Annotated in this window: 20 protein-coding genes and 1 tRNA gene; 17 read left to right on the top strand and 4 right to left on the bottom strand. The window is 64.7% G+C overall.

Annotated features, from left to right (window positions below):
• The 6 genes from bioF (at window position 1) to ACHAC9_RS15630 (ending at window position 7,001) form a co-directional block, all read left to right on the top strand.
• Window positions 1-1,182 carry an 8-amino-7-oxononanoate synthase gene (bioF, locus tag ACHAC9_RS15655; RefSeq protein ID WP_435760990.1) on the top strand — a complete coding sequence of 394 codons (1,182 nt, stop codon included), beginning with the start codon at window positions 1-3 and terminating at the stop codon, window positions 1,180-1,182.
• A 62-nt stretch (window positions 1,183-1,244) separates the two neighbouring features.
• Window positions 1,245-2,018 carry a dethiobiotin synthase gene (gene bioD / locus ACHAC9_RS15650; RefSeq protein WP_435761288.1) on the top strand — a complete coding sequence of 258 codons (774 nt, stop codon included), beginning with the start codon at window positions 1,245-1,247 and terminating at the stop codon, window positions 2,016-2,018.
• A gap of 10 nt (window positions 2,019-2,028) precedes the next feature.
• The gene (gene bioB / locus ACHAC9_RS15645) at window positions 2,029-3,060 is read left to right on the top strand and encodes a biotin synthase BioB (protein WP_435760989.1); all 1,032 of its coding nucleotides are present in this window, start codon (window positions 2,029-2,031) and stop codon (window positions 3,058-3,060) included.
• A gap of 47 nt (window positions 3,061-3,107) precedes the next feature.
• Entirely contained in the window at window positions 3,108-5,150 is a 2,043-nt protein-coding gene (locus ACHAC9_RS15640; protein WP_435760988.1) for an acetyl/propionyl/methylcrotonyl-CoA carboxylase subunit alpha, read from the top strand.
• Window positions 5,150-6,079: a 2-hydroxyacid dehydrogenase gene (locus ACHAC9_RS15635; RefSeq protein WP_435761286.1), complete on the top strand. Its 930-nt coding sequence runs from the start codon at window positions 5,150-5,152 to the stop codon at window positions 6,077-6,079. The genes ACHAC9_RS15640 and ACHAC9_RS15635 overlap by 1 nt, the downstream gene beginning before the upstream one ends.
• Before the next feature lies 1 nt (window position 6,080).
• Window positions 6,081-7,001, top strand: a complete 921-nt coding sequence (locus ACHAC9_RS15630; RefSeq protein WP_435760987.1) for a hydroxymethylglutaryl-CoA lyase — start codon at window positions 6,081-6,083, stop codon at window positions 6,999-7,001.
• Between the two features lie 119 nt (window positions 7,002-7,120).
• Here the strand turns inward: ACHAC9_RS15630 and ACHAC9_RS15625 are convergent.
• Window positions 7,121-7,197 (bottom strand) — tRNA-Pro (locus ACHAC9_RS15625).
• Window positions 7,198-7,281: 84 nt separating this feature from the next.
• On the opposite strand from ACHAC9_RS15625, the gene ACHAC9_RS15620 reads away from it, so the two are divergent.
• Entirely contained in the window at window positions 7,282-7,890 is a 609-nt protein-coding gene (locus tag ACHAC9_RS15620; protein WP_435760986.1) for a hypothetical protein, read from the top strand.
• A gap of 30 nt (window positions 7,891-7,920) precedes the next feature.
• Here the strand turns inward: ACHAC9_RS15620 and rsmI are convergent, their stop codons facing one another.
• Window positions 7,921-8,826 carry a 16S rRNA (cytidine(1402)-2'-O)-methyltransferase gene (gene rsmI, locus ACHAC9_RS15615; protein ID WP_435760985.1) on the bottom strand — a complete coding sequence of 302 codons (906 nt, stop codon included), beginning with the start codon at window positions 8,824-8,826 and terminating at the stop codon, window positions 7,921-7,923.
• 12 nt (window positions 8,827-8,838) lie between these two features.
• Between rsmI and ACHAC9_RS15610 the strand changes: the two genes are divergently transcribed.
• The 6 genes from ACHAC9_RS15610 (at window position 8,839) to ACHAC9_RS15585 (ending at window position 13,145) form a co-directional block, all read left to right on the top strand.
• Complete coding sequence (locus ACHAC9_RS15610; protein ID WP_435760984.1) at window positions 8,839-10,101, top strand: penicillin-binding protein activator; 1,263 nt, start codon at window positions 8,839-8,841, stop codon at window positions 10,099-10,101.
• Between the two features lies 1 nt (window position 10,102).
• A complete protein-coding gene (locus tag ACHAC9_RS15605; protein ID WP_435760983.1) occupies window positions 10,103-10,462 on the top strand; it encodes a YraN family protein in 360 nt (119 codons plus the stop codon).
• Between the two features lie 79 nt (window positions 10,463-10,541).
• Complete coding sequence (locus tag ACHAC9_RS15600) at window positions 10,542-11,138, top strand: phosphoheptose isomerase (protein WP_435760982.1); 597 nt, start codon at window positions 10,542-10,544, stop codon at window positions 11,136-11,138.
• Window positions 11,131-11,766 (top strand): BON domain-containing protein, encoded by a 636-nt coding sequence (locus ACHAC9_RS15595; RefSeq protein ID WP_435760981.1) that lies wholly within the window; start codon window positions 11,131-11,133, stop codon window positions 11,764-11,766. Before ACHAC9_RS15600 ends, ACHAC9_RS15595 begins: the two co-directional genes overlap by 8 nt.
• A gap of 39 nt (window positions 11,767-11,805) precedes the next feature.
• Window positions 11,806-12,321: a peroxiredoxin family protein gene (locus tag ACHAC9_RS15590; RefSeq protein ID WP_435760980.1), complete on the top strand. Its 516-nt coding sequence runs from the start codon at window positions 11,806-11,808 to the stop codon at window positions 12,319-12,321.
• 182 nt (window positions 12,322-12,503) lie between these two features.
• Complete coding sequence (locus ACHAC9_RS15585; RefSeq protein WP_435760979.1) at window positions 12,504-13,145, top strand: hypothetical protein; 642 nt, start codon at window positions 12,504-12,506, stop codon at window positions 13,143-13,145.
• Window positions 13,146-13,150: 5 nt separating this feature from the next.
• Here ACHAC9_RS15585 and ACHAC9_RS15580 read toward each other — a convergent pair whose 3' ends face one another.
• The gene (locus tag ACHAC9_RS15580) at window positions 13,151-13,582 is read right to left on the bottom strand and encodes a PaaI family thioesterase (RefSeq protein ID WP_435760978.1); all 432 of its coding nucleotides are present in this window, start codon (window positions 13,580-13,582) and stop codon (window positions 13,151-13,153) included.
• A gap of 41 nt (window positions 13,583-13,623) precedes the next feature.
• On the bottom strand, window positions 13,624-15,618 hold the full coding sequence (locus tag ACHAC9_RS15575; protein WP_435760977.1) for a helicase-related protein: 1,995 nt from the start codon (window positions 15,616-15,618) through the stop codon (window positions 13,624-13,626).
• A 254-nt stretch (window positions 15,619-15,872) separates the two neighbouring features.
• Here ACHAC9_RS15575 and ACHAC9_RS15570 point away from each other — a divergent pair, with 254 nt between their 5' ends.
• The 4 genes from ACHAC9_RS15570 to ACHAC9_RS15555 are packed head-to-tail and all read left to right on the top strand — an operon-like array spanning window position 15,873 to window position 21,670.
• Window positions 15,873-17,711, top strand: a complete 1,839-nt coding sequence (locus tag ACHAC9_RS15570; protein ID WP_435760976.1) for an ATP-binding protein — start codon at window positions 15,873-15,875, stop codon at window positions 17,709-17,711.
• Complete coding sequence (locus tag ACHAC9_RS15565; RefSeq protein WP_435760975.1) at window positions 17,708-18,112, top strand: response regulator; 405 nt, start codon at window positions 17,708-17,710, stop codon at window positions 18,110-18,112. The genes ACHAC9_RS15570 and ACHAC9_RS15565 overlap by 4 nt, the downstream gene beginning before the upstream one ends.
• Complete coding sequence (locus tag ACHAC9_RS15560) at window positions 18,102-19,631, top strand: HD domain-containing phosphohydrolase (protein WP_435760974.1); 1,530 nt, start codon at window positions 18,102-18,104, stop codon at window positions 19,629-19,631. The genes ACHAC9_RS15565 and ACHAC9_RS15560 overlap by 11 nt, the downstream gene beginning before the upstream one ends.
• Window positions 19,632-19,645: 14 nt before the next feature.
• Window positions 19,646-21,670, top strand: coding sequence for an ATPase, T2SS/T4P/T4SS family (locus ACHAC9_RS15555; RefSeq protein ID WP_435760973.1), 2,025 nt, complete (start codon window positions 19,646-19,648; stop codon window positions 21,668-21,670).
• The last annotated feature ends 4 nt before the right edge of the window (window positions 21,671-21,674 follow it).

The raw sequence follows: 21,674 nt of genomic DNA, 5'->3' as shown, positions 1-21,674 counted from the left end.
ATGGACCTGATCGACAGCGTCAACCGCCAGCTGGCCGCCCTGGACGAGGCAAGCCTCATCCGGCGCCGCCGTGTCGCCGATACGCGCTGCACGCCGCTGCTGGTGGTCGACGGGCGCGCCATGCTGGCCTTTTGCAGCAACGATTACCTGGGCCTGGCCGCGCATCCGCGCGTGGTCGATGCGCTGCGCGCCGGCGCCCAGCTGTACGGCGCCGGCAGCGGTGCCTCGCACCTGATCAGCGGCCATAGCCGCGCCCACGCCATCTTGGAAGAACGCCTGGCCGAATTCGCCGCGCCCCATATCGAGGACGCGCGCGCGCTGTATTTAAGTACCGGCTACATGGCCAATCTCGCCGTGCTGACCGCGCTCGGCGCGGACAGTGACGCGGTCATCTTCTCCGAGGCGCTGAACCACGCCTCGCTGATCGACGGCGCGCGCCTGGCGAAAGCACATGTGACGGTCTACCCGCACGGTGATGTAGCGGCGCTCGATGCACTGCTGGGCGCGAGCAGCGCCCCCACCAAGATCGTCGTCACCGATGCCGTCTTCAGCATGGACGGCAACCTGGCGCCTCTGCCGCAACTGCTGACCCTGTGCGAACGCCACGGCGCCTGGCTAGTTGTCGACGATGCCCACGGCTTCGGCGTGCTCGGCGCCCAGGGACGCGGCGCCCTGGAACATTTCGGCTTGCGCTCACCGAACATCGTGTATGTCGGCACGCTCGGCAAAGCAGCCGGTGTCAGCGGCGCCTTCATCGCCGCCCACGCCAGCGTGATCGAATTGATGATCCAGCGCGCCCGCCCCTACATCTACACGACGGCCGCGCCGCCGGCGCTGGCGCATGCCTTGTTGACCAGTCTCGACATCATCACGGGCGACGAAGGCGCGGCCCTGCGCAGCCACCTGGAACTGCTCATTGCGCAGCTGGACACGGAACTGCGCCTGCAGCGCTGGCAGCGCGTCGTCTCGCACACGCCGATCCAGCCGATTCTCATCGGCCCGAATGACGAGGCGCTGCGCATCGCCGCGGCGCTGCATGGACGCGGCCTGTGGGTGCCGGCGATCCGCCCGCCGACCGTGCCTCAAGGGACGGCGCGCCTGCGCGTCACTCTGTCGGCGGCGCATACCCATGACGAAGTCGCCCAACTGGCGACGGCACTCAACGAACTGGAGGCCATGTGATAAATAACCTGAACGATCCGCAGGAACCGGAGGTCGAGACCGCCCCGCCGCCTCCCCCCGTGCTGCCGGAGCTGGACCAGGAACCGGTCAGCGCGCCGGGAGAAGCACTGCTGGCCGAAGGTATTCCACTGCGCTTTTGCTGCTTTGTCACCGGCACCGACACCGAGATCGGCAAGACCCTGGTCTCGAGCGCCATCCTGCACAACCTGGTCGAGAGCGGCCAGCGCGCCTGCGGCATGAAGCCGGTCGCCGCCGGCGCCGAGATGCGTGACGGCGAACTGCATAACGAAGACGCCGACATGTTAGCGAGCGCCGGCAATGTCCACCTGCCGCGCAGCATCACGACCCCCTACCTGCTGCGCGCAGCCTGCGCTCCGCATATCGCGGCCAGCATCGAAGGCGTCAGTATCGAACCGGTACCGATCATCGCGGCCTACGCCGAAATCCTGGCGGCGTCCGATGCCGTCGTGGTCGAAGGCGTGGGCGGCTTTTGCGTACCGTTTTCCGACAGTTTTGACAGCGCCGAGCTGGCAACGCAACTCAATCTGCCGGTGATCCTGGTCGTCGGCATGCGCCTGGGCTGCATCAGCCACGCATTGCTGACGGTGGAAGCCATCGTCGCGCGCAATCTGGTGCTGGCCGGCTGGGTCGCCAATACGGTGGATCCTGAGATGCCCTTTTTTGACGAGAACCTGCAGGCGCTCGCCGCACGCATCCCGGCCCCGATGCTGGGAATCGTGCCGCGCCTCGAACAAGCTACAGCCGCCAACGCGGCCCGATTCATCGATCTCGCGGGACTGCCGGGATGGCCGTCCCGCGGAATCGGCACCAACTGAAGGATTTATCATGAATGCTCCCCACACCGTCGCCCTCCACCGTCCTGTCGCCATCGCCGAACGCCTTGACGCCACCTGGCCACTGGCCGACGTACTGGCGCTGTTCGACCTGCCTTTCAACGAGCTGATGTTCCGCGCTCAAAGCGCGCACCGCACCCACTTCCCCGACGGCGACGTCGAACTGGCAACCCTGCTGTCGATTAAAACCGGCGGCTGCGAGGAAGACTGCAGCTACTGCCCGCAGGCGGCGCGTTACGACACCGGCGTGGAAGCGAAGAAAATCCTCGACATCGACACCGTGCTCGATGCCGCGCGCCAGGCCAAGGCCAGCGGCGCCACGCGCTTTTGCATGGGCGCCGCCTGGCGCAGCCCGAAAGAGCGCGACATGGCGAAGGTCGAAGAGATGGTGCGCGAAGTAAAAGCGCTGGGCATGGAAACCTGCGCCACGCTAGGCATGCTCGAAGAGGGACAAGCCGAGCAGCTGAAAAAAGCGGGCCTGGATTTTTATAATCACAACATCGACACCGCGCCCGATTTCTATAACAACGTCATCTCGACCCGCGAATACCAGGACCGCCTCGATACGCTGGGGCGCGTGCGCCAGGCAGGATTGAAGGTCTGCTGCGGCGGCATCGTCGGCATGGGAGAAACGCGCGAGCAGCGCGCAGGCCTGCTGGCGCAGCTGGCGAACCTGAATCCCTATCCGGAATCGGTGCCGGTGAACCACCTGGTGCAAGTCGAAGGCACGCCGCTGCACGGCTTGGCCCCGCTCGATCCGCTCGAATTCGTGCGCACCATCGCCGTGGCGCGCATCACGATGCCCGAAGCGCGCGTGCGCCTGTCGGCCGGCCGGCGCCAGCTCGGCGAAGCGGTGCAGGCGATGTGCTTCATGGCCGGCGCGAATTCGATTTTCTACGGCGACAAGCTGCTCACAACGGGCAATCCGGAAGCCGAAGACGACCGCACGCTGCTGGCGAAACTGGGCCTCAAAACCCGTTCGGCCACGCTGGAGTCGGCGCCGAAGGAAGCCTGCGGCTGCTAAGCCTTTCTCCTTCGATTACTACGAAAAATATATAGCGAGACTAACGCATGTTCAACAAAATCCTCATCGCCAACCGTGGCGAAATCGCCTGCCGTGTCGCCGCCACCGCGCGCCGCATGGGTATCCGCACCGTCGCCGTGTATTCGGACGCGGACGCAGGCTCGAAGCACGTTGCGGTCTGCGATGAGGCGGTCTGGATCGGACCGGCCGCCGCCAAGGAAAGCTATCTGCGCGCCGAGAAAATCATCGAAGTGGCAAAGGCCACCGGCGCCCAGGCGATCCACCCGGGCTACGGCTTCCTGTCCGAGAACGCGGAGTTCGCCGAAGCCTGCGACAAGGCGGGCCTGGTATTCATCGGCCCGCCCGGCTCCTCGATGCGCGCGATGGGTTCGAAGTCGGCCGCGAAACAGTTGATGGAGGGAGCCAACGTCCCCCTGGTGCCGGGCTACCATGGCGAGAACCAGGACCCCGAATTCCTGCGCCGGCAGGCCGACGCCATCGGTTATCCGGTGCTGCTGAAAGCCAGCGCCGGCGGCGGCGGCAAGGGCATGCGCGTGGTCGAGCGCAGCGAAGATTTCGTCGCCGCGCTGGCTTCCTGCAAGCGTGAAGCGATCAGTTCGTTCGGCGACGACAAGGTGCTGGTCGAAAAATACCTGACCCGTCCGCGCCACATCGAGATCCAGGTGTTTGCCGATACATTGGGCAACTGCGTTTACCTGCACGAGCGCGACTGCTCGGTGCAGCGCCGCCACCAGAAGGTGATGGAAGAAGCGCCGGCCCCCGGCATGCCGCTCGATCGCCGTGCGGCGATGGGCGAAGCGGCGGTTGCCGCGGCGCGTGCCGTCGGCTACGTCGGCGCAGGTACCGTCGAATTCATCGCCAACCAGGACGGTTCGTTCTACTTCATGGAGATGAACACCCGCCTGCAGGTCGAGCATCCGGTGACCGAGATGATCACCGGGACCGACCTGGTCGAGTGGCAGCTGCGCGTGGCCTTTGGCGAAGCGCTGCCGAAAAAGCAGAGTGAATTGGCGATCCACGGCCACGCGATCGAGGCGCGCATCTATGCTGAGAATCCCGAGAAGGGTTTTTTGCCGTCGATCGGCACGCTGCGCCACATGGATACGCCGTTCGCCGTGAATTTCGAACTCGGCGGCGTCGCGGGCGTGGAGCCGGCCGCCGTGCGCATCGATTCGGGCGTGCGCGAGGGCGATGCGATTTCTCCGTTCTACGATCCGATGATCGCCAAACTGATCGTCTGGGGCGTGGACCGCACGCAAGCGCTGGCGCGCCTGTCGCAAGCCCTGAGCGAGTTCCAGATCGTGGGCCTGGCCACGAATATCGCATTCCTTAAACGCCTGGTCGAAGGCGAGGCCTTCGCCACGGCCGACCTGGATACGGGCCTGATCGAGAGAAATGGCGCGACGCTGTTCCCGCCCTCGAAAGCGGCGCCTGCCGGTGCGCTGGCGCTGGCTGCCGTTGCCCTGATCGAAGCGGAAAAGGGACAATCGGCCGGCGCCTCGGCGAACGCCTTTGATCCGTGGGGCCAGGCGCAAGGCTGGCGCCTGAATGGCGACTACCGCCGTCAGCTGTCGTTCGCTGACGACTACGCGGCCGGCCTGGAAGGCGGCGCATACAGGATCGGCGTCGTGTATCACGCGCAGGGCTGGGAACTCGAGGTCGATGGCCTCAAGCAGGCTTTGAGCGTCAGCGGTCACCAGGGCGGGACGCTGTCGGTCCGCCTCGGCGAACAATCGATGCACGGGACCGTGCGCCGCGACGGCGCTTTGTTCCACGTCTTCACCAATGGCGAACATTTTGCCCTGGCTTACAACGACCCGATGGCGCATGCCGGCGAGGCGGAAGCCGCCGGTGGACGCCTCACTGCGCCGATGCCCGGTAAAGTCGTCGCCGTGATGGTCGAAGCTGGTCAGGAAGTGAAAAAGGGCGACCCGCTCGTCATCATGGAAGCGATGAAGATGGAGCACACGATCGCGGCACCAGGCGACGGCTTGGTGGAAGAGGTGCTGTACGCGGTCGGCGACCAGGTGGCGGACGGCGCGCCGCTGCTGGCTTTCAAGGCGGCATGATGCGCGTCCTGCTGTACCGGGGTGATGGCCAGATCGGCCAATGGGCCGAGGACCTGGCGCGCGCGCTGCCGGGTGTGGAGACGCTCGGCTGGCAGGAGGGCGAAACGCTCGTCCCGTGCGACTACGCCCTGGTGTGGAATCCGGCGCCGGGCCTGCTATCGCAACTGGCAGACGTCAAGGCGATCTTCCTGATGGGCGCGGGGGTCGATGCCATTTTAAAATTCGGCGACGCACTGCCGGCCGTGCCGATCGTGCGCCTGGGCGACGCCGGCATGGCGGTGCAGATGGCGGAGTATGTGGCCTACGCGACGCTGCGTTACTTTCGCCGCTTCGACGAGTACGAGGAGCAGGCGCGCCATGGCCTGTGGGCGCCCTTGCCTGAGTATGAGAAGCAAGCGTTTACGATCGGCGTGATGGGGCTCGGCAAACTCGGACTGCGTGTGGCCGAGACCATGCGTGGGTTCGGCTTTCCGGTGCGCGGCTGGAGCCGCACGCCGAAAGAGGTGCCGAGCGTCGACTGCTTCGCCGGCATGGAGTCGTTGGACGCGTTTTTGAGCGGCACGCGCGTGCTGGTGTCGCTGCTGCCGCTCACCCTCGACACCAACAACCTGCTCGACCGGCGGCGCATGTCGACCTTGCCGAAAGGCGCCTATCTCATCAACGTCGCGCGCGGTGCGCAGGTCGCGGAACCGGACTTGCTGGCCTTGATCCGCGCCGGGCACATCGCCGGCGCCACGCTCGACGTGTTTCGCAACGAACCGCTGCCGGCGCCGCACCCGTTCTGGGACGAGCCGCGCATCACGATCACGCCGCACATCTCCGCACTGACCGTGCGCGCTGACGCCGTGCGCCAGATCGCGCTTAAAATCGCCGCCTTCGAGGCGGGATACCCGGTGGACGATGTCGTCGACCGCAACCTGGGATACTGAAATGAACAGCCAAGCCAGCCTGCCGCAGAAGGTCAAAGTCGTCGAAGTCGGTCCGCGCGACGGCCTGCAGAACGAAAAGGACACCATCAGCGCCGCGGTGAAAATCGAGCTGGTCGACCGTCTTTCACGCGCGGGTTTTACGAATGTCGAGGCGGCGTCGTTCGTGTCGCCGAAATGGGTGCCGCAGATGGCCACCAGCGCGGAAGTCATGGCGGGAATCACCCGCCTGCCGGGAACGATCTATTCGGCCCTGACGCCGAACATGCAGGGGTTCGAGGCGGCGCTGGCAAGCCGTGCCGACGAAGTCGTGATCTTCGGTTCGGCCTCGGAAGCGTTCTCGCAAAAGAACATCAACTGTTCGATCGCCGAATCGATCGCGCGCTTCGAACCGGTTGCCAGGGCGGCCAAGGCGAATGGCCTGCGCCTGCGCGGCAGCATCAGCACGGCCTTTGGCTGCCCCTACCAGGGTGAGGTGCCGTTAGACGCCGTGGCCGACGTGGTGCGGCGCATGCGCGACCTCGGTTGCGACGAGATCGACATCGCCGACACGATCGGCGTGGCGACCGCGCGCAAGACCCAGGAAGTGATGCTGGCAGCGGCGCGCGAATTCCCGCTGCAGCAGTTATCAGGCCACTTCCACGATACCTACGGCCAGGCGCTGGCGAACATCTATGCCAGTCTGGAGGTGGGCGTGCAGATTTTCCATTCGTCGGTGTCGGGCCTGGGCGGCTGCCCGTATGCCAAGGGCGCGACCGGGAACGTGGCGACCGAAGACGTGCTGTATTTGCTGCACGGCCTCGGTATCGACACCGGGATCGACCTCGACCAGGTGGTCGACGCCGGCCAGTTCATCTCGCAGCAGCTGGGGAGAAAAGGCGCGAGCCGCGCAGGTAACGCCATCGCAGCGAAACGCCTCGGCTGAACCAATAAAAAGGCGCCCGGTCGAAACTTGTTCGACGAGGCGCTTTTTTCATGGTCGGTGAACGGTGAACGTTAACGAAAAAAGCCGACAACTTTCGCTGTCGGCTTTTCTCTCAATGCTGGTCGGAGTACAAGGATTCGAACCTTGGACCCCCTGGTCCCAAACCAGGTGCGCTACCGGGCTGCGCTACACTCCGAAGACACGCATCATAGCGGTTGGGATTGTTTTGGTCAAGGTCGGGTTTTCATTTTTTTGGATGGCGCGGGTATCAGGATAGACAATGGTGACATTGGCAGCGCGTGGTGGTGCCGCTTTCGAGGGCGGCGCGGGACGGGCGAATCGGCGCATCGCGGTCGGAATCGCGCTCTCGCTCGTCGTGCATGCGCTGGTGCTGAACATGGGGCGGAGCCAATCGCGGCGCGATGGCGAGGAAGCGCCGCGTTCGATCGCCGTGCGCTTGCGCCCACCTCCTCCCCCTGCGCCGCGGGTCGAGGAGCCGGCGCCTGTCAGGCCTGCTGCGCGTCCGGCACGCAGTGCGCAAGGCGCAGCAGCGCGGCCCGTGATCGCGGTCGATCCGGCGCCGCAACCGGCGCAGCCTGACCCCTTCACGGTACAACAGGCGCCGGAGCCGGCGGACGAACCGGACACCCCGCGCTTCGACCGCGAGGCCGCGCGCAAGATGGCGCGCTCACTGGCCGACATCCGCGACCCTGCCAAGGAGGGCACGGCCATCGGCCAGTTTCCCGACAAGCCGCTCGAAACCGAAACCCGCGCCGCGCGCGCGATCGGGGCGGCGAAGCGGAGAAACTGCAAGGACGGGGTGCCGGGAGGGCTATTCGCGCCGCTGTTGATGTTGGCGGACAAGAAGGATAGCGGGTGCAAGTGGTGAAGAACCAGAACAGCCGCGAACCGTTCGCGATTACTCGCCTTTTATCTGCAAGGCCCGCTCATACAGCGCATTCTTCTTGCGCCCCGTGATCTGCGCGGTGAGATTCGCCGCCTGCTTGACGCTGCATTCGGCGAGCAAAATGTTCAGGATGCGCTCCGCTTCCACATCCTGCGCATCGGTCTCGATCGTCGCCCCTTCCACCAGCACGACGAATTCGCCGCGCTCGCGGTGCTGGTCGGACTTGACCCAGGCCAGCGCCTCCCCCAGCGGGCAGCGGTGGATTTCCTCGAACATTTTGGTCAGCTCGCGCGCGAAGACGACCTGGCGCGTCGGCTCGAACACCCCAACCAAGGCTTCGACGCAATCGACGATCCGGTGCGGTGCCTCGTAAATGACCAGCGTCGCCGGCTCGCGCGCCAGCGCCGTCAAGGCCGCTTCGCGCTGCTTCGACTTGGCCGGCAAAAAGCCGACAAAATTGAAACGGTCGTTGACCAGGCCACTGCTTGACAACGCGGTGACCGCCGCCGAGGCGCCCGGCAGCGGGATCACGCGCAGGCCGGCTGCGCGCACGGCATCGACGATGCGCGCGCCCGGATCGGAGACGGCGGGCGTGCCGGCATCCGACACCAGGGCCACGCGCTCGCCGGCGCGCAGGCGCAGCACCAGCTTGTCGGCCACTTCGCGCTCGTTGTGCTGATGCGCCGCGACCATCTGTTTGTTCAAGCCGTAACGGGTGAGCAGCGCGCCGGTTTTGCGGGTATCCTCACAGGCGACCACGTCAGCCAGCGCCAGCAAGTGCAGCGCGCGCAGCGTGATGTCGGTGGCATTCCCGATCGGGGTGGCCACCACGTATAATGTTGCTGTAGGATAAGACTGTTGAGCTGCCTCGGCCATCACGGGGAGCTGGGCGATATCGATGGACTGGTTGTCGGTCATGTTGAGGATACGATGCGCGTAAAAAGTCTAAAAAATGTCATTGCCACCGCTGTGGTCGGCCTGATTGCCGGCTTGGCTGGATGCAGCAGCACGCCCCTGCCGCCCGATATGGGTTGCGGCGTACCGGGCGGATTGTGCGCGCCCGCCTTGCCAAACACAAGTGCGCGCCCCTACGAGCCGCCCCCGCCGACGCCGGAACCGGGCTCGGAAACCAGCACCTCGCCGGTGGAACTGTATCCCGTCACCGGCGCGCCGCAAGCGCAGGCCCGGCCGGCCGGCGGCACGGCGCGCATCGCCCTGCTGCTGCCGCTACAGTCGCCCGGCCTCGGCCAGGCTGCCGAGGCCGTACGCGCGGGCTTCATGGCCGGTCATGAACGCGACCGCGCCGGGATCGAGGTGAATGTGATTCCCAGCGGAGATTCGCCCGAATCGACCCTGCAGGCGTATGCCCGCGCCCTTGAACAGAACGACATCATCGTCGGCCCGCTGGCACGCTCGAGCGTGGCCGCGATCGTTGCCGGTAATGTCGTGACGAAACCGACGCTGGCCCTGAACCACCCGCAGACCGACCGCCCGCTGCCGCCCCAGTTGCTCGTGGTCGGCCTGTCGCTGGAAGAAGAAGCGCGGCAGGTGGCCGAGTGGGCTGCGAAAGAACACCCGACCGGGCGCGCCCTCGTGCTCGGCGGCAAAGCGGCCTGGCAGCAGCGCGCCGCCGGTGCGTTCACAAGCCGCTGGACGCGCCTGGGCCACGACAACGCGACCGTCGAACTGCCGAGCATTGACGGCTATGTCGACGCCAATGCGCTGGCCGCACTGCGCTCGCGCCTAGAGACCGACCGTCCCGCACTGGTGTTTGCCGCGCTCGACGCCGGCGCCCTGCGCCAGGTGCGCAGCGCCCTCGGCACCTCGTTGCCGACATATGCGCTCTCGGTCGCCAATCCGGGCCGCGCGCCGGGCCTGTCGGTGCCGGAACTCGATGGCGTGCGCCTAGTCGACCTGCCCTGGACCATCCAGCCGGATCACCCTGCAGTGATGGCCTACCCGCGCCCGGTCGACGCCGACTCGCTCGACATGCAGCGTTTATATGCGCTCGGTATCGACGCCTTCCAGGTAGCACGCACGCTGGCGCAGCAGCCGGGCACGAACTTCGAGCTCGATGGCGTCACCGGCCGCCTGTCGGTGCGCCAGAACGATGGCGCCTGGACGCTGCGGCGCGACGAAGCAGCCGCCGTCTACCGCGACGGCATCGGTTACGAAGCGGTGGCCGGGAAGTGAGATGGGGCCGCCGCGCCTGTCGGAGAAGCAGTCCCAGGGCCGCGATTGGGAGCAAACCGCCCTGCGCTACCTGCGCCGTCACGGCCTGCTCCTGATCGAAGCCAATTTCACCTGTAAAGGCGGTGAGATCGACCTCATCATGCGCGACGGCGAGTCGCTCGTGTTCGTGGAAGTGCGCCAGCGCGCCGACCGCCGTCACGGCGGGGCCGCCGCCAGCATCACTCCCAGTAAAATCCGGAGATTGGTGCGCGCCGCCCAGGTCTACCTGCAACGCCTTCCCACCCTGCCGCCCTGCCGTTTCGACGTCGTCGCCATCGATGGCGAAGAACTGGAGTGGCTGCGCGACGCGATTCAAGTTTGACAGGCCTGATCCGGCAGTTGTAAGCAAACTTTACATTGCTTTGCCGCCCGCACGCGCTACTACACTATAATCTTCGGCTATGAATACTCAACGCATCCTTGCTCACTTCCAGGAGAGCGCCGACCTGAAACTGCGGTCGGCCGCGGCTCTGTCGCAACCCATTTCGCAGGCGATCGAACTGATGTTCGGCGCCCTGTCCAACGGTAACAAGATCCTGGCATGCGGTAACGGCGGTTCGGCCGCCGACTGCCAGCACTTCGCGGCCGAACTGGTCGGCCGCTTCGAGCGCGAGCGCTTCCCGCTGCCGGCCATCGCGCTGACCACCGATACCTCGATCATGACGGCCGTCGGCAACGACTATAGTTTCCGCGAGATTTACTCGAAGCAGGTGCAAGCCTTCGGCCAGGCCGGCGACATCCTGCTGGCGATCTCGACCTCGGGCAATTCGGGCAACGTGCTGGCCGCCGTCGAGGCCGCGCTCGAACGCGAGATGCGCGTCGTTGCCTTGACCGGCAAGGATGGCGGCGCGCTGGCCAAGCTCCTGACCGACGCCGACGTCCACATCAACGTACAGCACAGCCGTACCGCGCGTATCCAGGAAGTGCATCTGGTCGCCATTCACTGCATTTGCGACGGCATCGACGTCGCGCTTTTCGGAGGAGACGAGAATGAATAAACCCGGCCTGAAGGGCCCCCTGGCAAAAGCCGTCCTGTGTCTGGCCATGCTGGGCTCGCTGCAGGGCTGCGTGCCGCTGGTCATCGGCGGCGCCGCGATGGGTGCGGCCGCCACCATGGACCGCCGCACGCTGGGCGCGCAGACCGAGGACAAGTCGATCACGGTGAAGGCTGAAGTGCAGGTGCCGAAACTGGTCGGCAGCGCCGGCCACGTGAACATCGCCAGCTACAACCGCAAGGTCTTGCTCACCGGCGAAGTGCGCGACGAGGCGATGAAAGCGGCGATCGAGCGCGAAGTGCGCGGCATCGAAAACGTCGCCTCCGTCATCAACGAACTGGTGGTGGCGGGCCCGTCGAGCTACACCTCGCGCTCGTCGGACGCTTTGATCACGGGTAACGTCAAGGGCAGCCTGGTCGAGATGAAAACGATCTCGGCAACCTCGTTCAAGGTCGTCACCGAGCGCGGCACCGTCTACATGATGGGCCGCGTGACCCAGCGCGAAGGCGACCTGGCAGCCAAGATCGCCCAGAGCGTCGCGGGCGTGCAGCGCGTCGTGAAAATCTTTGAATACATGACCGAAGAAGAACTGCGTACGCAGTTCCCGAAGACGTCCTCGGTCGCCCTGTAATCCCGGCGGGGCCTGGCCCCGCTTTTTTTCGCCTGCGCCATGACTGCTCGCACCCCTTCTTGGATCAAATCCGCCGCCATCGGCCTGGCTTTGCTGGCGCTGGCGGGCGTCGGCTACCTGAGCTTCGCGCGCGGCGAAAAAGCCCCCGAGGTCACGTTCATCAGCATCGCCGGCGACAAGATCAGTACCGCGAACTTGCGCGGCAAGGTCGTGATGGTCAATTTTTGGGCAACCTCGTGCACCACGTGCGTGAAGGAGATGCCGGCCATGGTCGATACCTACAACAAGTTCAAGGGCCAGGGACTGGAATTCGTGGCGGTCGCCATGCAGTACGACCCGCCGAATTACGTGCTCAACTTTACCGAGACGCGCAAGCTGCCCTTCATCGTCGCCCTCGACTCGGGCGGAGATATCGCCAAATCCTTCGGCGACGTCACCCTGACGCCGACTACCTTTGTCATCGGCAAGGATGGCACCATCCTCAAGCGCTATGTCGGCGAACCGGATTTCACCGAAGTGCATGCCCTGCTGCAAAAGGCGCTGGCCGCCGGCTGAACCTGTCACTGCGGCCGTGCTCGCCTTGCCGTGATGCCGATCTGTCATTACACTGGATTGACCGCATAGGCGACGCGAATGCTACAGCACGCCTGACTTAGCGCAAGCCTGCGGTGCCGGAACGGGCCAAGCTTGATGCATTCGCTGGCTACGCTGTTGTGGCCATGCGCAAAGGAGATGCAATGGGTTATTTGTTCCCCCGAATAGGCATGTTCGCCGCGCTGCTCGCGCTGGCTGCCTGCGCCGGACCGCGGCCGAAGGCGCTCGCCGTGCTGCATTACCAGCATGTCGCGAATGCGCACGAAATTCGTTTTACGAATCCCATCCCGCTGTCGGCCGCCTTGTACCGGGTCGGCCATCTGACGCCGGTCGATTCGCAAGGTTTCTGGGCCATCTTCGTGCTGTGCAATGCCGACATCACGGAATACGCGGGGCGCGGCTTTCGTTACAACGTCAACAATTTTCGGGTCAGCCACGAGGGACGCGAGTTCGGCGGCCTGTCCCCCTATTCGCTGCGCTACCAGGGCCAGGTCGACCTGAACAATGCGGGCGACACGATGCCGATCCTCGACGCCGTCGCCGCCGAAATCCAGGAAGGACCGCCGACGCAGCTTTTCCAGAGCGGCTTCTATCCCGACCTGAACTACCGCTTCGCCATCTTCGTGCCGAAGGCGCTCGACAATTACGCCGGCGAGGAGTTGACGCTCACCTATACAGGCCAGCCGGCTATCCTGGTGGGGAATGGCAAGCCGCCGTCGGACTTGCCGGCCGTCGGCGGCAGCGCGGGCGGAGTGGCCGCCGCCTGCGTGCCGCCGCTCCCTTGAGAGCGTTACGCGCTCGCTTGCTTGGGATATAAAATCATTTGCGTGCAGCGGAACAAGGCGATCGTCTTGCCGTTCGACTTGTCCGTCACTTTGACGTCCCACACCTGGGTCGTGCGCCCCATGTGCACGACGTTCGCCACGGCGACAATCGTTCCCTCGCGCGCGGTGCTGAAATGGTTCGATTTCAGTTCGATGGTGGTGAAACTCTGCGCGCCTTCGGGCAGGTTGGCGATGCAGGCGTAACCGGCGGCGGTATCGGCCAAGGTCACCACGCTGCCTGCGTGCAGGTAGCCGTTCGGCGCCAGCAGATGCGGTTTGATGGGCAGCTGCGCGGTCATGCTCTGGTGGCCGATCTCGGTGATTTCGATGCCGAGGTAGCCGGGCAGCGTGCCGATGCCGCGCTGATTAAAACTCTCTAAGCTGTGTTGGGTGGTCATGGTGGATTGTCCGGTAGCGAATTTGCTATCGTACACCGGGATCAGGCCCGACGTTTCTGCTTGCCGGGCTTGCTCACCGTACTCCCCTGGCGCTTGCGCGTCGCTGCGTTCTGCTGCTGCAGCAGCGAATCGACCCGCTCGGACGCTTCGCGTGCCAGTTGCTGGGCTTCCAGGATGCTGGGGAAGAACTCGGGTTCGCGGTAACCCAGCCAGGCATAGGCCGAATACAGGCGGCAGGTGTCTTCGACTTCCTGCAGGTTCTTCCAGAGCAGCCCTTCCGGCTTCGGCGTGAGGCGGGAAATTTTCTTTTTTGCCAGCGACAAGGCCCAGTGCTCCCAGGCGCTTTGCAGCATCGGTACCCGGCTCGAGATGGGCACCAGGGAGAGCATGAATTTATCGGCCACCGACAGGTCCAGGGTGTCGAGCCATTCGGCGCGTTCGTTCTGCTCTTGCGTGATGCGCGGATAGAAAAAACCGTCCGGCACGTCGATATTATGGACAAAACGCCGCAGGAGTTTGACCAGGGAAGTCTCCCTGGTCACCGACGAGATCCTGTGCAACTGCTCGAGCGAGGGCGCGACGGCAAAGCCGGTGGCCGGCACCGGCGCGATTTTTTCCTTCATCAGGGCGCGCATGACTTCATGGGTATCGTCGTCGTAGCCGGCGACAAAACCCTCTTCGTGCACGCCGTAGCGCCCAGCGCGGCCGGCGATCTGTTTTGCCAGCGCCGCCGAAATCTCTTCTTCCTCGACCCCGTTGTATTTCACCGCAGTCGTCATCACGATGCGCGCGATCGGCATGTTCAGGCCCATGGCGAGGGCATCGGTGCCGACCACGATATCGGCCTTGCCCTCCCGGAAACGCTCGGCCTGGGCGCGCCGCACTTCGGGCGACAGGTTGCCGTAGACGGTCGCCACCGACAATCCCTTCTCGGTGATCATGTCGCGCCACATCAGGACCTCGCGCCGCGAGAAGGCGATGACGGCATCGCCCCGGCGCAGGTTCGAGAGTTTGCGCACCGGTCCCGGCTCCATCGCCAGCGGCGCCATGCGTTTCAGTATGTGCACTTCGAGCGGCACTTCCAGCCGTTCGGCCAGCGCCTCGATCGCGCGGCGCGCTTCCGGCGCCCCGACCAGGTACACGGTGGCGGCCGGCGCGCCGCAGACGGCGGCGGTCCAGGCGGCGCCGCGGTCGCGGTCGGCGAGCATCTGGATTTCGTCGATCACCGCCACTTCGATCGGCGTTTTACTGTCCAGCATCTCGACCGTGCTGGCCACGTGCGTGCTGCCTTCGGCGATACGCCGCTCTTCCCCCGTGATCAGGCTCACGTTCAAAGGCTCGCCATGGGGACGCGCCGCTTGCAGGCGCTCGTAGTTTTCCAGCGCCAAGAGGCGCAGTGGGGCCAGGTAGGCGCCGCTGCCCGCTTTCGCCAGCGCTTCCATCGCGCGGTGGGTTTTACCGGAATTCGTCGGCCCCAACAAGGCGATGAACTTTCTCTGCATGCGGCTGGCCACCTCGAACGATTCCGGGTACTCGGCCAAATTGATACTTTCCTTGGTACGGGCAGCGTGCCGCTCTTCCTGCTCGCGTTCGATCGCGTGATCCACCCGCTGGCGGATGCGCTCGAACACGTAGTCGGCCGGTTCCGAAGTTTCGAGTTCGTCGAGCACCCCCAGGAACAGGCGCGGGTCGAACCCGGCGTCGTCGGCCTGTTCGGCGATGTCGCGCACAAACTCCTCGGCGTCGAGATGGAGTTCGGCCAATGCCTTGTCGCCGGTGCGCTCCTCGATCAGTTCGCGCCGGGTAATCAAGTCCATCTTGCGCCATTTGCCCGGCTTGGCCAGCACACCGCGTGCCGGCACCAGCGCATAGGGCACACGCAAGCCTTCATAGCTGACTTCGCCGGAGAAGCGCAGAAACACCCGCCCTTCCATCTTGACCAGTTCGATGCCGCGAGCGGCCAGGTCGAGTTCGCGTTCAAGGAAAGCGTCGTCGCCCGTGTCGTTGTCGGAAGCGTCGTAACGTGGATTGCTCATGTGTCGTAAAGGTGATGTCTGCTTGTTATCACTATAGCGCGGATGGGGCCAACCTCCTGTTCCGCATTGCGGCGGCACAGCCACGCTGAACTGTACGATTCGTCCAAAAGTGTGTCCTGCTATCGACAAAAGTTTAACCAGATGGACCGGCGACGCAGAATGTTATTTTCCTCAAAGAAATTTTCCACTATAGTCGGAAGCTTAGCCACCACTTACGTCGCCCTGCGCCCATACCGCCCGGAAGCACGCCAATCATGAAAAATAACCGGATCGGCCTGATTCTTGTCGGCTCCATGCTGGCGGTAATCACATTGGTGGTGACGCTGCTGCTGCAGCGCCAGCAAACCGAGCGCGCCGAACAAGTACGCGCACAAGGCCTGGGCATGGTGCGTTCGCTCGCCGCGTTGCCGCAGGCCGTGCTGGTGCCGGCCAGGGGCGTACCTGGCGTGCTCGATTCGATCCTGGCCTACCGCGACAATCCCGATTTCGCCTACGCGGCTGTGAGCGCCGAGAATGGCCGCAGCCTGGCCGAGGTGGCCAGCGCCGGCACCCTGGTGCCGCCCGCCGCCCCGCTGGCCCTGACCGGTTTCGCCGAGCGCGCCATTCCCGCCGGCCATAACGGACGCGCGATCCGTGAATTCCATGGCCCGCTGGCCAGCGCCGACGAGAAAACGCAGGTGCGCATCGGTTATTTTGAAGCGCGCACACCGTTTAACATGCAAGACCTGCCCTTCTATGCGCTGATTGCGCTGGCGATGTTTCTGCTCGTCCCGCTGATCTACCTCGTGATCAAGCGCGAAATGGCGCCGCTGGCCGCGCTCGGCGAGCAGTTGCGCACCGTCGCTGCCGCCGCCCAGGCCGGTACCGGCCAGACGCTGCCGGTGCCGGCCGCCGCCGACAGCGACGCCGACGTACGCGGCCTGGCGCATAAATTGAACCGTTATCTCGACCAGGCCAGCACGCGCATCCGCGAACTGGAACAGGAAAGCGTGGCGAACATGGCCAGCGGGCGCCTGCTCGAATACGGCAGCAACAAGATGCAGGCGGTGCTGCAATGCCTGCCTGACGGTTTACTCGTGCTCGACCCGGCCGGCGAAGTGACTTTTGCGACCGGCAAAATCGAGCCACTGCTCGGTGTGCCGGTGAGCGAGGTGCTGTCGCAACCGGTGGAGGCCTGGTGCCGCGATCCCGAACTGCGCGCGATGCTGGCACGCTTCCGTAGTGCCGGGCTCGACACGCGCAGCCAGATGACCATCGAATTCAACCCGGCCGGCGTGCCCGGCAAGCGCCTGTGGGCCACTGCCCAGGCGCTGCTCGGCCACTCGATGGCCTACGGCACCCTGGTGGTGCTGCGCGACGCCACCCGCGAACACCTGGCGCGCCAGGCCGGCAACGATTTCGTCGCCCACGTCGCGCATGAACTGAAGTCGCCGCTGAACGTGATCGGCATGTACGGCGAGATGCTGGCCGACGTCGGCGAAGACGACCCGGCGGTGCGGGTCGAGGCGATCAACGTGATCCAGGACGAGGTCGAGCGCATGAGTTCACTGGTGAACAACCTGCTCAACGTGAGCAAGCTCGAGATGGGCAGCATGCGGCCAGAACGCCATCGTGTAAAACTCGACGACCTGCTGCGCGACGCGTATCAGCAGGCACGAACGCGCGCCGAAGCCAAGGGCATCCGCCTCGACCTGCAGGTGGCGCGCGACCTGGCCGCCGTCTCGATCGACAAGGACCTGTTCCGCATTTCCCTGAACAACCTGCTCAATAACGCGATCAAATACAACCAGGCCGGCGGCACCGTGGTGCTGGCCGCCGACGAAAGCGATACCGATGTCGTCATCGCCGTACGCGACAGCGGCATCGGCATGACGCCGGAAGACCGCGAGCGCGTGACCGAGAAATTCTTCCGCGTGCGTGAAACCGGTACTGAACAGCGCGGCGGCCACGGCCTCGGGCTGTACCTGACGAACCAGATCATCGAACTGCACCACGGTCGCCTGACGATCGACAGCGAACTCGGACACGGCAGCGTGTTCTCGATCCACTTGAAAAAAATGCCGGCCCTGGTCGAAGGAGGCCAAGTCCTATGAACAAACGCACGATCCTGCTCGTCGACGACGAGCCCCACGTGATCCGCGTGCTGCGCCTGATGCTCGAGCGCGAAGGTTACGAGGTCGCTAGCGCCAACGATGGCGCGGAAGCACTCGAGAAGATGAGCGCGCGCCGTCCCGACGTGATGGTCAGCGACATCCAGATGGCCGGCATGGACGGGCGCGAATTGTGCCGCACCACGCGCGCGCGCTATCCGGATGACAGGTTCCCGATCTTCGTGATGACCTCGATGACCGCATCGGGCGAGCGCGAATGGGTAAGAGAACTGCCCAATGTCGACTTCCTCGAAAAACCGCTCAGCCCGCGTCAATTGATTGCACGCCTGACGACCTATTTTGCAAACGCCGCCACCTCGCCGGAGAATACCCATGCAGCTTGATGCCCTGACCGACCTCGATTTCACCCGTTATGCGCGCTGGCTGCGCCGCACCACCGGCGTCCTGCATGACTTCGCGGTGTGCGCGCCAACCGGCGCCCTGGTCTGGTCGTCCCTGCCCGACAGCGATATCGGACACTGGATCGGCACCCGATGTGCGGCCGGCTTCGCCTGGCCCTGCGACGGCGAGGGCATGCAGCGCATGGATGCCGACGGCGCCACGCTGCTGTACATGGCGATCCACGCCAGGACCGGCCTGCTCGGCTATCTGGCGGTAAGGATTGCCAACCCGGTTGCCAGCCTGACGGAGGCTCCGCTGGCCTGGGACGGCCTGGCCGAAACCTTCGAGGACATCGCTGCCGGCATCGCCGACGAATATACCGCCAAGCGCGAACTCAATACCATGGCGCAGGAGCTGTCCGAGCGCTACGAAGAACTGCACCTGGTGTACGCGATCGACAAGCAGGTCCAGCAACTCGAACCGGGCGCCGACCTGTTCGAACGCCTGCTGCAAAGCTGGGCCGAACACATGGACGCCGACGTCGCCGCCTTCGTGAAACCGGGCGAAAACCTGTGCGTGCACGCCACGAACCTGTCGGCGCCGATCCACAACCTGGACTTGGTGCTGGTCGAGATGCGCGGCGATCTGTACCGCTTCACGCATTCGGCGCGCGCGCCGATCGTCATCAACGACGTCGACGATCCGCGCCGCGCCTACATCTTCACCGACCTGCCGTTCAAATTGCTGTGCTGCCCGGTGATTCATGAGCGCAGCGTGGTGGCGATCCTGGTGCTGGCAAATCACCTGGCAAAGCCCGACTTTTCGAACAGCGACCGCAAACTCGGCGAACTGCTGGCGAACCAGCTGTCGGGCTTGTCGAAGATGTACGGCATGCTGGCGGAAACGCAAAAATTCAACGACCAGATGGCGAATGCCCTGATCGAGGCGGTCGAAGCGAAAGACCCCTACACGCGTGGTCACTCCGAGCGCGTGCACCACATCACGATGGAAATCGGTGCGCTGATGAACCTGGGTTCGCGCGACACCGACGACCTGTTCTGGGGATCGCTCCTGCACGACGTGGGTAAAATCGGCATTCCCGACGCGGTGCTGTGCAAACCGGGCCGCCTCACGGCCGACGAGTTCACTTTCATTAAAGTGCACCCGGAGCGCAGCTACGAAATCCTGCGCCACATCGACCGTTTGAAAGGCGCGGTGCCGGGCGCACGCCACCACCAGGAAAAATACGACGGCACCGGCTACCCGCATGGGCTCAAGGGCAACGATATTCCCCTGCACGCGCGCATCATCGCGGTGGCCGACACCTACGATTCGATCACCAGCTCGCGCGCCTATCGCGCCGGGCGCAGCCACGAAGTGGCGATGGCCGAAATTGCGCGTGTGGCCGGCAGCCAGCTCGACCCGGCCATCATCAAGGTGTTCGAGGAGGTCTGCGCCAGCGAGCCGGAATGGATCGCGCGCTTCAAGATCGCGCGCGACGTCGTGGAAGCGGCAGCGTGAAAGCCGCAGCCTAAATGAGTGAAGCTGTCACCCGCAGCCGTATCGGCTCGATGACCTACCTGGCGCCGTCGATGGCGCTGGTAGCAAGCGATGCCATCGATGCGGTGGAAAGCGCGATTGCCGAATGCATCACCCAGCACCAGGTCAGCATCGTGCTCGACCTGGGCAAGGTGCCGCTCCTGTCCGGGCGCGCGCTGGAACTGATGACGCGCGCGGCGAACCGGCTCGGGGCGCTGGGCGGCTGGCTGAAACTGGCCTATCCGAGCCCACTGCTGCTCGACATCCTGAAGGTGACGGGCGTGGCCGACCAAGTTGAGTTATATGATGCTCCGCCCGCCTCGGCAAAGCCGGTGCGCTCTGGTGGCCAGTTGAAACTGGGCGATATCCTGGTCGAACGCGGCATCGTGACGGCAAGCCAGGTGGCGGAAGCGGCGAGATTGCAGGAGCAGACCGGCAAGCGCATGGGTTTCATCATGGTCGAGAAAAAATGGCTGTCCGAAGCCGCGCTGTTCCAGGCGCTGGCCGAGCAGCTCGACCTGCCTTTTGTGAGCCTGCGCGCAGGCCTGTACGACCCGGTTGCCGTCTCGCTGCTCGAACGCGACGTGGCGAAACGCCTGAACGTGATCCCGCTGTTCGTGGTCGAGAATACGCTGACGATCGCCACCGGCGAGCCGCAGGCGGTGCACAGCATCGACGAGATCCGCACCCGCACCGGCTGCCGCATTCGGGTGGCGATGGCGCCGCCGGCCGACATCAACCGGGTGCGCGACGACGCCTACGGCGGCACGATGCCGGACTTTATCCACAGCGAGGCAAACGACCTGGAACTGGTGGAAAACCAGATCCCGGACGACTACACGCAGATCGACCAGATGGCCGGCGCCAGCCCGGTGATCAACATGGTCAATGCCGTGATCCAGCGCGCGATCCACGACAACGCCAGCGACATCCACATCGAGATCTCGCGGAATAAATCGCGCATCCGCCTGCGCATCGACGGCATCCTGTACGAGGTCATGTCGCCACGCGTCGAGCTGCACCCGGCGATCGTCTCGCGTTTGAAAGTGATGGCGCACCTCGACATCGCCGAGCGCAGGCTACCGCAGGACGGCCGCATCCAGGTCATGACGCAAGGCCGCACGGTCGACCTGCGCTTCTCGTCGCTGCCCGGCATCTACGGCGAAAAGGTCGTGCTGCGCGTGCTGGATAAAAACCAGTCGATCCTCGACGTGGATAAACTGGGGATGAACAAGGGAGCGGTCGACGCCTTCAAACGCCTGCTCGGGCGCAGCCATGGGCTAATCCTGGTCACCGGCCCGACGGGCAGCGGCAAGACCACCAGCCTGTACGCGGCGATCAACTACCTGAAAAGTATCGAAAAGAACATCGTCACGATCGAGGATCCGGTCGAGTACCAGCTCGACATCATCAACCAGAACCAGGTGAACGATGCGATCGGGCTGACCTTCCCGAAGATCCTGAAACACGTGCTGCGCCAGGACCCGGACATCATCATGGTCGGTGAAGTGCGCGACCGCCAGACGGCCGAGATCGCGGTGCAGGCCGCGCTCACGGGTCACCTGGTGCTCACCACACTGCACACGAACGACACGCTGGGCGCCGTCGCGCGCCTGGTCGAGATGGGCGTCGAGCCGTATTTGCTGTCCTCGGCCTTGATCGGCGTGATGGCGCAGCGCCTGGTGCGCCGCATCTGTCCGGCCTGTAAAACGGGCTACCTGGTGCCGCCGACCGCGGCCGCGGCCTACGGTTACAAGGGAGAAGGCAACCTGAAACTGCAAAAAGGCCGTGGCTGCCCGTCGTGCTACGACTCCGGCTACAAGGGCCGGCTGGGCATCTACGAGATGCTCGAAGTGGGCACGGATTTGCAGCGCATGATCGTGGCCAATGCCAGCAAGGACGCGATGACGCAGCACGTGGCCGATAGCGGCCACCGCGACCTGTACGCCGACGGCATGGAACGCGCCTTCGGCGGCGACACCACGCCCGAAGAAATCGCGCGCGTCGTGCATTCTCAATAAAGGA

The sequence above is a fragment of the Massilia sp. CMS3.1 genome (assembly GCF_051262535.1).
GTDB lineage: Bacteria > Pseudomonadota > Gammaproteobacteria > Burkholderiales > Burkholderiaceae_D > Telluria.
The sequence above is the reverse complement of the archived record's forward strand: the minus strand, read 5'-3'. Positions and strand labels throughout refer to the sequence as shown.